The sequence below is a fragment of the Streptococcus sp. 1343 genome, assembly GCF_013277355.1.
In the GTDB taxonomy this organism is placed as follows: domain Bacteria; phylum Bacillota; class Bacilli; order Lactobacillales; family Streptococcaceae; genus Streptococcus; species Streptococcus pseudopneumoniae.
The window spans coordinates 1-13,969 of record NZ_VMMT01000036.1 but is presented as its reverse complement, the minus strand read 5'-3'; the positions used below and the strand labels follow the sequence as shown (position 1 = coordinate 13,969).

Annotated in this window: 16 protein-coding genes; 15 read left to right on the top strand and 1 reads right to left on the bottom strand. The window is 40.6% G+C overall.

Going from position 1 to position 13,969, the window contains the following annotated elements:
- Positions 1-59 precede the first annotated feature (59 nt).
- The gene (locus HT709_RS05805) at positions 60-860 is read right to left on the bottom strand and encodes an amino acid ABC transporter substrate-binding protein (protein WP_050223147.1); all 801 of its coding nucleotides are present in this window, start codon (positions 858-860) and stop codon (positions 60-62) included.
- 170 nt (positions 861-1,030) lie between these two features.
- Here HT709_RS05805 and HT709_RS05800 point away from each other — a divergent pair, with 170 nt between their 5' ends.
- The 15 genes from HT709_RS05800 to HT709_RS05735 all read left to right on the top strand — a co-directional run bounded on the left by HT709_RS05800 (position 1,031) and on the right by HT709_RS05735 (position 13,622).
- Positions 1,031-1,636, top strand: coding sequence for a nitroreductase family protein (locus HT709_RS05800; RefSeq protein WP_050223148.1), 606 nt, complete (start codon positions 1,031-1,033; stop codon positions 1,634-1,636).
- Between the two features lie 12 nt (positions 1,637-1,648).
- Positions 1,649-3,049, top strand: coding sequence for a dipeptidase PepV (gene pepV, locus HT709_RS05795; RefSeq protein WP_023939001.1), 1,401 nt, complete (start codon positions 1,649-1,651; stop codon positions 3,047-3,049).
- 42 nt (positions 3,050-3,091) lie between these two features.
- Positions 3,092-3,670, top strand: coding sequence for a uracil-DNA glycosylase family protein (locus HT709_RS05790; RefSeq protein ID WP_023938999.1), 579 nt, complete (start codon positions 3,092-3,094; stop codon positions 3,668-3,670).
- A 155-nt stretch (positions 3,671-3,825) separates the two neighbouring features.
- Complete coding sequence (locus tag HT709_RS05785; RefSeq protein WP_000659161.1) at positions 3,826-4,113, top strand: rhodanese-like domain-containing protein; 288 nt, start codon at positions 3,826-3,828, stop codon at positions 4,111-4,113.
- Positions 4,114-4,284: 171 nt separating this feature from the next.
- On the top strand, positions 4,285-5,610 hold the full coding sequence (gene brnQ / locus HT709_RS05780) for a branched-chain amino acid transport system II carrier protein (protein ID WP_031222542.1): 1,326 nt from the start codon (positions 4,285-4,287) through the stop codon (positions 5,608-5,610).
- 97 nt (positions 5,611-5,707) lie between these two features.
- On the top strand, positions 5,708-6,745 hold the full coding sequence (locus tag HT709_RS05775) for a M42 family metallopeptidase (protein WP_023938993.1): 1,038 nt from the start codon (positions 5,708-5,710) through the stop codon (positions 6,743-6,745).
- Between the two features lies 1 nt (position 6,746).
- Entirely contained in the window at positions 6,747-7,217 is a 471-nt protein-coding gene (locus HT709_RS05770; RefSeq protein WP_050223150.1) for an HIT family protein, read from the top strand.
- Positions 7,218-7,219: 2 nt separating this feature from the next.
- Positions 7,220-7,936 (top strand): LD-carboxypeptidase LdcB/DacB, encoded by a 717-nt coding sequence (ldcB, locus tag HT709_RS05765; RefSeq protein ID WP_023936566.1) that lies wholly within the window; start codon positions 7,220-7,222, stop codon positions 7,934-7,936.
- A 122-nt stretch (positions 7,937-8,058) separates the two neighbouring features.
- Entirely contained in the window at positions 8,059-8,484 is a 426-nt protein-coding gene (rplK, locus tag HT709_RS05760) for a 50S ribosomal protein L11 (protein WP_001085812.1), read from the top strand.
- A gap of 207 nt (positions 8,485-8,691) precedes the next feature.
- Complete coding sequence (gene rplA / locus HT709_RS05755; protein ID WP_001085675.1) at positions 8,692-9,381, top strand: 50S ribosomal protein L1; 690 nt, start codon at positions 8,692-8,694, stop codon at positions 9,379-9,381.
- Positions 9,382-9,615: 234 nt separating this feature from the next.
- The gene (locus HT709_RS05750; RefSeq protein ID WP_000895062.1) at positions 9,616-9,978 is read left to right on the top strand and encodes a protein-export chaperone SecB; all 363 of its coding nucleotides are present in this window, start codon (positions 9,616-9,618) and stop codon (positions 9,976-9,978) included.
- Between the two features lie 398 nt (positions 9,979-10,376).
- Entirely contained in the window at positions 10,377-10,622 is a 246-nt protein-coding gene (locus tag HT709_RS12180) for a hypothetical protein (protein WP_000643401.1), read from the top strand.
- A gap of 400 nt (positions 10,623-11,022) precedes the next feature.
- The gene (locus HT709_RS05745; protein ID WP_172925592.1) at positions 11,023-12,015 is read left to right on the top strand and encodes an ATP-binding cassette domain-containing protein; all 993 of its coding nucleotides are present in this window, start codon (positions 11,023-11,025) and stop codon (positions 12,013-12,015) included.
- Between the two features lies 1 nt (position 12,016).
- A complete protein-coding gene (locus HT709_RS05740; RefSeq protein WP_000594191.1) occupies positions 12,017-12,835 on the top strand; it encodes an ABC-2 family transporter protein in 819 nt (272 codons plus the stop codon).
- Position 12,836: 1 nt separating this feature from the next.
- A complete protein-coding gene (locus HT709_RS05735; RefSeq protein ID WP_000760734.1) occupies positions 12,837-13,622 on the top strand; it encodes an ABC transporter permease in 786 nt (261 codons plus the stop codon).
- The last annotated feature ends 347 nt before the right edge of the window (positions 13,623-13,969 follow it).

The window sequence follows — 13,969 nt, the reverse complement described above, 5'->3', positions numbered from 1 at the left end:
CCTAAAATAACCAATGCAAATTAAAAACGATTGGCTCGTCCAATCGCTTTTAGTATATCTTATTGTAACTGAGATTGATCTGGGAGATAAGAACCACCTAGATAGGTATTGCTGAGTTTTTCGAGTGTTCCGTCTTGGTAGAGTTCTTTGAGTGCTTTATCAAATTGTTCTTTAAACTCTTTTTGGTCGCTTGAGAAAACAATATAATTGTTGGGGCTATCGACAGAAGGTAAATCAACAACTGAGAGATCTAGGTCGCGGTCCTTGATGATCTTTTGAACGGATACCTTGTCAAAGACTAGGAAATCAAATTCACCGTTAGCAAGGTCTAGGATTCGTTTACCGATATCTTCACCAGAAAAATCGATAGTAGCAGGATTGTCAGTGTGTTTCTGATTCCAGTTATTGATGAATTGAGCGTTTGAAGTTCCGGTATCCTCTTGCGTTGTTTTGCCAGCAATTTGATCAAGAGAAGTCAAAGGATTTTTCTTGTTGCTAACAAGGACGAGGGGATTGTTGGAAATCGGAAGCGAGTATAGGTATTTTTCAGCACGCTCTTTTGTGTAACTCAAGTTATTGGCAGCTGCTTGATAGTGACCAGAATCAAGTCCAGGGAAGATACTTTCCCAGGCAGTTCTTTGGAATTGAATCTCGTAGTCGCTGAGTTTTTCATCCACTGCTTTTAGAACTTCGATATCGAAGCCTGTCAGATTTCCCTTGTCTTCGTAGTCAAATGGCGGCACGTCGCCAGCTGTAGCAAGGACGATTGTCTTTTGAGCGCTAGTCTCTTTGGGTGTAGATTGATTCCCACAGGCAACCAAAAATGGTAGGATAGCTAGTAATAGGCTAAATTTTTTCATACTGTCTCCATTCAAATGTAAAGTACTTGCTAGTTTATCAGAAATGTTCCTGATAAACCAATATATATCTTTTATGTCTGTGATAGAAAAACTTAATCATGAAAAATCCCTGCAAGCTCTTTCAAATTATGGTAGAATGGAAGCAGTAGAATTAGAAAAGGAAATCGATTATGAAATTTCTTGAATTAAATAAAAAACGTCATGCGACTAAGCATTTCACTGATAAGCCAGTTGATCCAAAAGATGTGCGTACGGCTATCGAAATTGCAACCTTGGCACCAAGTGCCCACAACAGCCAGCCTTGGAAATTTGTGGTGGTACGTGAGAAAAATGCCGAACTAGCAAAATTGGCTTACGGTTCCAACTTTGAACAGGTATCATCAGCGCCTGTAACTATTGCCCTCTTTACGGATACAGACCTTGCCAAACGTGCTCGTAAGATTGCCCGAGTTGGTGGTGCTAACAATTTCTCAGAAGAACAACTTCAATACTTCATGAAAAATTTGCCAGCTGAATTTGCACGCTACAATGAACAACAAGTCAGCGACTACCTAGCCCTCAATGCAGGTTTGGTTGCTATGAACTTGGTTCTAGCTCTTACAGACCAAGGGATTGGTTCCAACATTATCCTTGGTTTTGACAAATCAAAAGTTAATGAAGTTTTGGAAATCGCAGACCGTTTCCGCCCAGAACTCTTGATCACAGTGGGTTATACAGACGAAAAATTGCAACCAAGCTACCGCTTGCCAGTAGATGAAATCATCGAGAAAAGATAGAAAGAAGAAAAAATGACAGCAATTGATTTTACAGCAGAAGTAGAAAAACGCAAAGAAGACCTCTTGGCTGACTTGTTTAGCCTTTTGGAAATCAATTCAGAACGTGATGACAGCAAGGTTGATGCTGAACATCCATTTGGGCCTGGTCCAGTAAAAGCCTTGGAGAAATTCCTTGAAATCGCAGACCGTGATGGCTACCCAACTAAGAATGTCGATAACTACGCAGGACATTTTGAGTTTGGTGATGGAGAAGAAGTTCTCGGAATCTTTGCCCACATGGATGTGGTGCCTGCTGGTAGCGGTTGGGACACAGACCCTTACACACCAACTATCAAAGATGGTCGCCTTTATGCGCGTGGGGCTTCAGATGACAAGGGACCTACAACAGCTTGCTACTATGGTTTGAAAATCATCAAAGAATTGGGCCTTCCAACTTCTAAGAAAGTTCGCTTCATCGTTGGAACAGACGAAGAATCAGGTTGGGCAGACATGGACTACTACTTTGAGCACGTAGGACTTGCCAAACCAGATTTCGGTTTCTCACCAGATGCTGAATTTCCAATCATCAATGGTGAAAAAGGAAATATCACGGAATACCTCCACTTTGCAGGAGAAAATACAGGTGCTGCCCGTCTTCACAGCTTTACAGGTGGTTTACGTGAAAACATGGTACCAGAATCAGCAACAGCAGTCGTTTCAGGTGATTTAGCTGACTTGCAAGCTAAACTAGATGCCTTTGTTGCAGAACACAAACTTAGAGGAGAACTCCAAGAAGAAGCTGGCCAATACAAGGTGACGATCATTGGTAAATCAGCCCATGGTGCTATGCCTGCTTCAGGTGTCAATGGCGCAACTTACCTTGCCCTCTTCCTCAGCCAGTTTGGCTTTGCTGGTCCAGCCAAAGACTACCTTGACATCGCAGGTAAAATTCTATTGAACGATCATGAGGGTGAAAATCTCAAGATTGCTCATGTGGATGAAAAGATGGGTGCTCTTTCTATGAATGCTGGCGTCTTCCGCTTCGATGAAACAAGTGCTGATAATACCATTGCCCTTAATATCCGCTATCCAAAAGGAACAAGTCCAGAACAAATCAAGTCAATCCTAGAAAACTTGCCAGTTGCTTCTGTCAGTCTATCAGAACATGGTCACACGCCTCACTATGTGCCAATGGAAGATCCACTTGTGCAAACCTTGTTGAATGTCTATGAAAAACAAACTGGCCTTAAAGGTCACGAGCAAGTTATCGGTGGTGGAACCTTTGGTCGCTTGTTAGAGCGCGGAGTTGCCTATGGTGCTATGTTCCCAGACTCAATTGACACCATGCACCAAGCCAATGAATTTATCGCCTTGGATGATCTCTTCCGAGCAGCAGCAATCTATGCCGAAGCTATTTATGAATTGATCAAATAAAACGATAGAAGTCTGAGATTGTATGCTTGGACTGGAAAGTAGATGTCTCAAATTGAAAGAATCAAGCAGGCTATCATGGCGGATCCGCAGAATGCTAGCTATACAGAGCGTGGCATCGAGCCTCTTTTTGCAGCACCAAAGACTGCTCGCATCAATATCATCGGTCAAGCACCGGGGCTTAAAACACAGGAGGCAGGCCTTTACTGGAAGGATAAGAGTGGTGACCGCCTGAGAGACTGGCTAGGTGTGGATGAAGATGCCTTTTACAATTCAGGTTATTTTGCTGTTTTGCCTATGGATTTCTACTTTCCAGGGCATGGTAAGTCAGGCGACCTGCCACCGCGAACTGGTTTTGCAGAAAAATGGCATCCGCAGCTCTTACAGGAATTGCCTGATATTCAGTTAACCCTCTTGATTGGGCAATATGCCCAAGCCTACTATTTACAGGAGAAAATCAGTGGGAAGGTAACGGAGAGGGTGAAACACTATAAAGACTATCTGCCAACCTATTTTCCACTAGTTCACCCCTCACCACGAAATCAAATCTGGATGGCCAAAAATCCTTGGTTTGAGTCAGAAGTGGTGCCAGATTTGAAAAAAAGAATTAAAACCATTTTATAGTCAATGAAAATCAAAGAGCAAACTAGGAAGCTAGCCGCAGGTTGCTCAAAGTACAGCTTTGAGGTTGTGGATAGNNNAAGTCAGTAACCATACCTATGGTAAGGCGACGCTGACGTGGTTTGAAGAGATTTTCGAAGAGCATTAGGAGAAAAAGAATGAAAGAAATAACCTTTGACGCATTTTACCAGCTTTATCAAAACGACCAACTTTCTCTAGTGGACGTGAGAGAAGTGGACGAATTTGAAACTCTTCATTTAGAAGGTGCCCACAACCTACCACTTAGTCAATTGGCTGATACCTATGATCAGTTGGATAAGAACCAGTTACATTATGTTATTTGCAAATCTGGAATGAGATCGGCGCGTGCTTGCCAATTTCTAGCTGAACAAAGTTATGAGGTTATCAATGTACAAGGTGGCATGACGGCCTTTGAAGAACTCTAAACGTAAGAATTTTCTCCTGCTTGGTGTGGACTGGGTAGGAGAATTTTATTTTTAGACAATTCTCATTTTTAAGAATCTTGAAAACATTCAATATTTACTTCGTGAAGCTTTTTTCATACTCCTATTCATGATATACTAGGTCAGTATTTTATAAATATGAAGGAGATTTTCATGGCTAAAAAAGGTGCCCTAACAGGTTTGCTCCTGTTTGGAATATTTTTTGGTGCGGGGAACTTGATTTTTCCGCCTTCTCTAGGTGCTCTATCTGGAGAACATTTTCTTCCTGCCATCGCAGGTTTTGTTTTTTCAGGCGTAGGTATCGCCGTTTTGACCCTTATTATTGGAACGCTAAATCCTAAAGGATATATTTACGAGATTTCAACAAAGATAGCGCCTTGGTTTGCGACTCTTTACCTCTCAGTTCTTTACTTGTCAATTGGTCCATTCTTTGCTATCCCACGTACAGCTACAACAGCTTACGAAGTAGGGATTAGCCCCCTTTTGTCGGATGCAAATAAAGGTCTTGGTTTGATTGTCTTTACGGTTCTTTACTTTGCAGCAGCCTATTTGATTTCGCTTAATCCATCAAAAATCTTGGACCGCATTGGACGTATTTTAACGCCAGTCTTTGCGATTTTGATTGTTATCTTGGTTGTTCTGGGAGCTTTCAAATACGGTGGAACAAGTCCTCAAGCTGCTTCAGCTGCTTATCAAGCTTCTGCCTTTGGGACAGGTTTCCTAGAAGGTTATAACACCTTGGACGCCCTCGCCTCAGTTGCCTTTAGCGTAATCGCAGTTCAAACCTTGAAACAACTTGGATTTTCAAGTAAGAAAGAATACATTTCGACTATTTGGGTGGTTGGTATCGTTGTAGCCCTTGCCTTTAGTGCTCTTTACATTGGTTTAGGATTCCTTGGAAATCATTTCCCAGTACCAGCTGAGGCTATGAAAGGTGGAACACCAGGTGTTTACATCTTGTCACAAGCCACTCAAGAAATATTTGGTTCAACAGCTCAACTCTTCCTCGCAGCTATGGTTACTGTAACCTGCTTCACAACAACAGTTGGTCTGATTGTGTCAACAGCTGAGTTCTTTAATGAACGCTTCCCACAAATCAGCTACAAGGTTTATGCGACAGCCTTTACCTTGATTGGCTTTGCCATTGCCAATTTGGGTCTTGATGCGATTATCAAGTACTCCATTCCAGTATTGGTTATCTTGTACCCAATCACCATTGCCATCGTTATGATTGTCATTGTCAACAAATTCGTGGCTCTTTCAAAACCAGGTATGCAGTTGACAATTGCTGTTGTTACAGCTATTGGCATTGCAAGCGTACTAGGAAGCTCCTTTAAGGTTGAATTTTTTGCAAATCTTGTTAGCGTTCTTCCTTTTGCCAAGGCCTCACTCCCATGGTTGGTTCCAGCCATTGTCGGAATCTTGCTCTCATTGGTTCTACCAAACAAGCAAGAAAGCGATGTTTTTGAAATGGAATAATTACTAAAATCACTTTTGTAGTCAAGTCTACAGGAGTGGTTTTCTTTTTTTATCCTATGATAAATGTGTTATAATAGGTAGCAAAAGAGGTGAAGAAATGAATCAAACAGTAGAATATATCAAAGAACTAACAGCTATTGCATCGCCAACAGGCTTCACTCGTGAGATTTCGGACTATTTAGTCAAGACTTTAGAAGGTTTTGGTTACCAGCCGGTTCGCACAGCTAAGGGCGGTGTCAATGTGACCATTAAAGGTCAAAAAGATGAACAACACCGCTATGTGACTGCCCATGTAGATACGCTGGGTGCCATTGTCCGTGCTGTCAAACCAGACGGTCGTCTCAAAATGGACCGTATCGGTGGTTTTCCTTGGAACATGATTGAAGGAGAAAACTGTACCGTTCATGTGGCTAGCACAGGTCAAAAGCTATCAGGTACCATCCTCATCCACCAAACTTCTTGCCATGTCTATAAGGATGCAGGAACTGCAGAACGCACGCAGGACAATATGGAAGTGCGTTTGGACGCCAAAGTAACAAATGAAAAAGAAACTCGTGCCTTGGGGATTGAGGTCGGTGATTTTATCAGTTTTGACCCACGAACTGTCGTGACAGAGACAGGTTTTATCAAGTCTCGTCATTTGGACGACAAGGTCAGCGCAGCGATTTTGCTTAACCTGCTTCGTATCTATAAGGAAGAGAAGATTGAATTGCCCGTAACAACCCATTTTGCTTTTTCAGTCTTTGAAGAAGTGGGACACGGTGCTAATTCTAACATTCCTGCTCAGGTAGTAGAATATCTGGCTGTGGACATGGGAGCTATGGGAGATGACCAGCAGACAGACGAATATACAGTATCCATCTGTGTCAAGGATGCTTCAGGTCCTTATCACTATGACTTCCGTCAACACTTGGTTGCTTTGGCTAAAGAGCAAGATATTCCATTTAAGCTGGATATCTATCCATTTTATGGTTCGGATGCTTCAGCAGCTATGTCTGCAGGGGCAGAAGTCAAACACGCCCTTCTCGGTGCTGGTATCGAGTCTAGTCATTCTTATGAGCGCACTCATATTGACTCGGTGGTTGCAACAGAGCGTATGGTTGATGCTTATCTAAAAAGCAACTTGGTAGATTGATATGTGTCTTATTTGTCAGAGAATTGAGCTCATTAAAGCTGGGGAAAATCCCTATTTTGTCAAAGAGTTGGAAACAGGCTATCTTGTTATTGGAGACCACCAGTATTTTGAAGGCTATAGTCTTTTTCTAGCCAAGGAACATGTCACCGAATTGCATCATTTAGAAAAGGAAACGAGGCTCCGTTTTCTAGAGGAAATGAGTTTAGTCCAAGAGGCAGTTGCCAAGGCCTTTACTGCTGAGAAAATGAATATCGAGCTTCTAGGCAATGGCGATGCCCACCTTCATTGGCACATTTTCCCTAGACGAACAGGTGATATGAATGGTCACGGCCTCAAGGGACGTGGTCCAGTCTGGTGGGTTCCCTTTGAAGAAATGACAGCAGAAACCTGCCAAGCAAAACCTGATGAGATTGAAAAATTAGTCAAACGTTTATCGTCAGAACTAGATAAACTATTAGAAATAAAGGAGTAAAAATGAAAAAAAGATACCTTGTCTTGACAGCCTTGCTAGCCTTGACATTGGCAGCTTGTTCACAAGAAAAAACAAAAAATGAAGATGGAGCAGCTAAAACAGAGCAAACAGCTAAAGCTGATGGAACAGTCGGTAGTAATTCTCAAGGAACTGCCCAGAAAAAAGCAGAAGTGGTCAATAAAGGAGACTACTACAGCATCCAAGGGAAATACGATGAAATCATCGTAGCAAATAAACACTATCCATTGTCGAAAGACTACAATCCAGGGGAAAATCCAACAGCCAAGGCAGAGTTGGTCAAACTCATCAAGGCTATGCAAGAGGCAGGTTTCCCGATTAGCGACCATTATAGTGGTTTTAGAAGTTATGAAACTCAGACCAAGCTCTATCAAGATTATGTCAACCAAGATGGGAAGGCAGCAGCTGACCGTTACTCTGCCCGTCCTGGCTATAGCGAACACCAGACAGGCTTGGCCTTTGATGTGATTGGGACTGATGGTGATTTGGTAACAGAAGAAAAAGCAGCCCAATGGCTTTTGGATCATGCAGCTGATTATGGCTTTGTTGTCCGTTATCTCAAAGGTAAGGAAAAGGAAACAGGCTATATGGCTGAAGAATGGCACCTGCGTTATGTCGGAAAAGAAGCAAAAGAAATTGCTGCAAGTGGTCTCAGTTTGGAAGAGTATTACGGCTTTGAAGGCGGAGATTACGTCGATTAAAAAATAAACTTTTCTCTTGCAATTCCAGATAAATAGTGTATAATAGATGGGTATGTGAAAAGCATACTTGTGGGAGGTAAAAATCTCTAATTACCGCCAAAACCACAAAGGAGGATTTAAAAATGGCTAAAAAAGTCGAAAAACTTGTAAAATTGCAAATCCCTGCTGGTAAAGCTACACCAGCTCCACCGGTTGGACCTGCTCTTGGTCAAGCTGGTATCAACATCATGGGATTCACAAAAGAGTTCAACGCTCGTACAGCTGACCAAGCTGGGATGATTATTCCAGTTGTTATCTCAGTTTACGAAGATAAATCATTTACTTTCGTTACGAAAACACCACCAGCTGCTGTTCTTTTGAAAAAAGCTGCAGGTGTTGAAAAAGGATCAAGTACACCTAATAAAACTAAAGTTGCTACAGTTACTCGTGCACAAGTACAAGAAATTGCAGAAACTAAGATGCCAGATTTGAACGCAGCAAACGTAGAGTCTGCAATGCGTATGATCGAAGGTACTGCTCGTTCTATGGGATTCACTGTTGTTGACTAATCAATAACACAGTAGAAAATCTCACAGCAGTCTATTAGTTGCTTTTCATACTAGGCAAGTGACTGATACTTGTACTTGGGTACAGCAAGGGAACTTAAGGCCGTAGGAAAAGGAAAGTAATAGACTGAAAACCCGCAAGACTTCATCATTTCGAGGAGTGACGTGGGAGATGAAAATCGATTGAACCACTTACAAGGAGAATAGAAAATGGCTAAAAAAAGCAAACAACTTCGTGCTGCTCTTGAGAAAATCGACAGCACAAAAGCATACAGCGTAGAAGAAGCTGTAGCACTTGCAAAAGAAACTAACTTTGCAAAATTTGACGCAACTGTAGAAGTTGCTTACAACTTGAACATCGACGTTAAAAAAGCTGACCAACAAATCCGTGGAGCAATGGTATTGCCAAACGGTACTGGTAAAACTTCACGCGTTCTTGTTTTCGCACGCGGTGCAAAAGCTGAAGAAGCAAAAGCTGCTGGTGCAGACTTTGTTGGTGAAGATGACCTTGTTGCTAAAATCAACGACGGTTGGTTGGACTTCGACGTAGTTATCGCTACACCTGATATGATGGCTCTTGTTGGACGTCTTGGACGTGTCCTTGGACCACGTAACTTGATGCCAAACCCTAAAACTGGTACTGTAACAATGGATGTTGCTAAAGCAGTTGAAGAGTCTAAAGGTGGTAAAATCACTTACCGTGCTGACCGTGCAGGTAACGTTCAAGCAATCATCGGTAAAGTATCATTTGAAGCTGAAAAATTGGTTGAAAACTTCAAAGCTTTCAACGAAACAATCCAAAAAGCAAAACCAGCTACAGCTAAAGGAACTTACGTAACAAACTTGACTATCACAACTACTCAAGGTGTTGGTATCAAAGTTGACGTAAACTCACTTTAATCAGTAGTTAAAGTAATGTAAAAAAGTTGAAGACGCTATGTCTCAACTTTTTTTGATTTCAAAATCTAGTGGAATAAATCTGGAATAGTCCATCGAGCTTTCTAATACTCTTCGAAAATCTCTTCAAACCACGTCAACGTCGCCTTGCCGTGAGTATGGTTACTGACTTCGTNNTTTGAGCAACCTGCGGCTAGTTTCCTAGTTTGCTCTTTGATTTTCATTGAGTATAACACATTGTTAGAAGTTGGTTTAAATTTCCTAATCAGTTTGTTCACATTTACCTTCGATATATTATATCCCATAGTTAAGGTTGGTCATACAGATGATTATAGTCATGGAGCCGTAAAACTTAGTGTTTCTTTAGTTGACAAAGATGCCATGAAAAAAATATCTGTAACTGTAATAGGATATTTTGAAATAAATATAGATGAAAATATCACCGATATTCTATACGTAAATGGTACTGCTATTCTTTATCCTTATTTACGTTCTATTGTTTCAATAGTTTCGGCAATTGATAGCAGTGAAGCAATGTTGCTACCTACCATTAATGTTTTAGAGTTACTAGATAAATCTCAACCTTTTGAAGAAGAATAATTTATTAGCTCACTAAATTGAGGGTAAGGAAAAGTAAAAGCTGTAAGAAAAATGTCTTGCATTATACAGCAACCTTTTGGGAATGAGTAGATGGATTGAATAAAATTTGATTAAGAGTGGATGATTTATCTGTAGATTATTATTGGACAGTTAGTCTTGAAGTAGTCTAAGAATTAGGTTATAATCAGTAGAATCCTTGCTAATAATGAGGAGGTTAGTTTATGTATAGTAGACTGAATCTAAAATAGTACGAAACAATTGCTAAAACATTTATAGAAATTAATTTTACTTTCCCAATCGATTTGTTCTCATCTTATTTCAATCCGCTATATATTATGGTATCGAATCTTCATCAGAATGATAAAATTAATCAATTGATATCTGATTACAAACAGAATATGAAAGCTTTTTATATCACTATTGAAAAATTTATACGAGATGATGAAAGCCTTAAGTGTTATTTTATAAAGGTTATTTCAAGTCGTTCCAAGGTAACAAGTCTAGATCAGATTGAAGCTGATAAAACGATACAAAGAAAATATTCAAGTGAGCTAAAAAAATTTATTGGATTTTATAATGAGATTATTTGTGAGGAAAATAGTTTCCTACATGTACGAAAGAGGTGGTCGAGTTGGTTTAGGTAGTCGATGCGTGAGTTGATAATTCTCAGGGTATGGACTTCTTTTTCATGAATGAGGTAAAAGAGCAGGTATTGTTTAGAGACAATCATTCTGAGCATATTTTCTGGATAGAGGGAGTATCCGATTTTATGATCAAAGTTAATACCGCCCTCTGGTGAGAAGATGAGTAGGTTGGTAATTTAAACTATTCAACTGAATTTTTGATTAAAAGTATTATTTTATGAGAGAAATCCTAATTTCACAATCCATAGGCAAACGCTTGCATTCTGTTTTTTATTGGACTATAATAGATTGGTATAAAGCCTTCTGTAGTAATAAAATATAGAAGGTGTAGAAAGTAAGGATTTAGAATATTTGTAGTTAAAAACACAATGTTGTTATTCCTTATGATAGGGAGATAGATATGGCAATGATAGAAGTGGAACATCTTCAGAAAAATTTTGTGAAGACTGTTAAGGAACCGGGCTTGAAGGGGGCTTTGCGCTCCTTTATTCATCCTGAAAAGCAGACCTTTGAAGCGGTCAAGGATTTGACCTTTGAAGTTCCAAAAGGGCAGATTTTAGGATTTATCGGGGAAAATGGTGCTGGGAAGTCGACAACCATTAAAATGCTGACAGGAATTTTGAAACCAACATCTGGTTTTTGTCGGATTAACGGCAAGATTCCCCAGGACAATCGGCAAGATTATGTCAAAGATATTGGCGTAGTCTTTGGACAACGCACCCAGCTATGGTGGGATTTGGCTCTGCAAGAGACCTACACTGTCTTAAAAGAGATTTATGATGTGCCAGACTCGCTCTTTCATAAGCGTATGGACTTTTTGAATGAAGTCTTGGATTTGAAGGACTTTATCAAGGATCCCGTGCGGACTCTTTCACTGGGACAACGGATGCGGGCGGATATTGCGGCCTCCTTGCTCCACAATCCCAAGGTTCTTTTTTTAGATGAGCCGACCATTGGTTTGGACGTTTCGGTTAAGGATAATATTCGTCGGGCAATTACTCAGATCAATCAAGAGGAAGAAACTACCATTCTTTTGACCACTCACGATTTGAGTGATATTGAGCAACTTTGTGATCGGATTTTCATGATTGACAAGGGGCAAGAGATTTTTGATGGAACGGTGAGCCAACTCAAGGAGACCTTTGGTAAGATGAAGACTCTCTCTTTTGAACTGCTACCAGGTCAAAGTCATCTCGTCTCTCACTATGAAGGTCTGTCTGATATGACCATTGATAGACAAGGAAACAGCCTCAACATTGAATTTGATAGTTCTCGCTACCAGTCAGCTGACATTATCAAGCAAACCCTGTCTGATTTTGAAATCCGCGATTTGAAAATGGTGGATACGGATATTGAGGATATTATCCGTCGCTTCTACCGAAAGGAGCTCTAGGATGATCAAATTGTGGAGACGTTATAAACCCTTTATCAATGCAGGGGTTCAGGAGTTGATTACTTACCGAGTCAACTTTATTCTCTATCGGATTGGCGATGTCATGGGGGCTTTTGTGGCCTTTTATCTCTGGAAGGCTGTCTTTGATTCTTCGCAAGAGTCTTTGATTCAGGGCTTCAGTATGGCGGATATCACCCTCTACATCATCATGAGTTTTGTGACCAATCTTCTGACTAGATCCGATTCGTCCTTTATGATTGGGGAGGAGGTCAAGGATGGCTCCATTATCATGCGTTTGTTGCGACCAGTGCATTTTGCGGCCTCCTATCTTTTCACCGAGCTTGGTTCCAAGTGGTTGATTTTTATCAGCGTTGGCCTTCCATTTTTAAGTGTCATTGTTTTGATGAAAATCTTATCTGGGCAAGGGATTGTAGAAGTGCTGGGATTAACTGTCCTTTATCTCTTTAGCCTAACTTTGGCTTATCTGATTAACTTTTTCTTTAATATTTGCTTTGGATTTTCAGCCTTTGTGTTTAAAAATCTTTGGGGTTCCAATCTACTCAAGACTTCCATAGTGGCCTTTATGTCTGGAAGTTTGATTCCCTTGGCTTTCTTTCCAAAGGTTGTTGCAGATATTCTGTCCTTCCTGCCTTTTTCATCCTTGATTTATACCCCAGTCATGATTATTGTTGGGAAATACGATGCTAATCAGATGCTTCAGGCACTCGCTTTGCAGTTTTTCTGGCTCTTAGTGATGGTGGGCTTGTCTCAGTTGATTTGGAAACGAGTCCAGTCCTTTATCACCATTCAAGGAGGTTAGTATGAAAAAATATCAACGCATGCATCTGATTTTTATCAGACAATACATCAAGCAAATCATGGAATACAAGGTGGATTTTGTGGTTGGTGTCTTGGGAGTCTTTCTGACTCAAGGCCTGAATCTCTTATTTCTCAATGTCATCTTTCAACACATCCCATCCCTAGAAGGTTGGACTTTTCAAGAAATTGCCTTTATCTATGGTTTTTCCTTGATTCCTAAGGGCTTGGACCATCTCTTTTTTGACAATCTCTGGGCACTGGGGCAACGCTTGGTGCGAAAAGGAGAATTTGATAAGTATCTGACTCGTCCTATCAATCCTCTCTTTCACATCTTGGTTGAGACCTTTCAGATTGATGCCTTAGGCGAACTCTTGGTCGGTGGTATTTTATTGGGAACAACCATGACCAGCATTGCTTGGACTCTTCCAAAATTCCTGCTTTTCCTAGTCTGTATTCCTTTTGCGACCTTGATTTATACTTCTCTTAAAATCGCGACAGCCAGTATCGCCTTTTGGACCAAGCAGTCAGGCGCCATGATTTACATCTTCTATATGTTCAATGACTTTGCTAAGTATCCGATTTCTATTTACAATTCTCTTCTTCGTTGGTTGATTAGCTTTATCGTGCCTTTCGCCTTTACAGCCTACTATCCTGCTAGCTATTTCTTGCAGGACAAGGATGTACTCTTTAACATCGGAGGTTTGATTTTGATTTCCCTTGTCTTTTTTGGTATTTCCTTGAAACTATGGGACAGGGGCTTGGATTCTTATGAAAGTGCTGGATCCTAAGATGAAGAAACTCAAAGCCTTGTCTTAGGACAGGCTTTTTCTAATAGAGATGAAAATTCCTTGACATCTATTCTCAGAGTGCTATACTGTAAGTGTAATCGCCGATTTATCTCAGTTGGTAGAGCAAGGCACTCGTAAAGCCTAGGTCACAGGTGAACATATGACTGAAGATTTGAAAAAATAGATATGTATAAATAACCGTTAACCCCAATTATTCACCCCTAATCTAAAAACCATCCAGAATCCTTGCCTTAGCTTAGATCCTGGATGGTTTCTTTTTTCACCCAATGGGTGTTTTTTACTAGACAAAAAAGAGTTTCCCCTTTACGGTATAAGTGTAGAAAAAA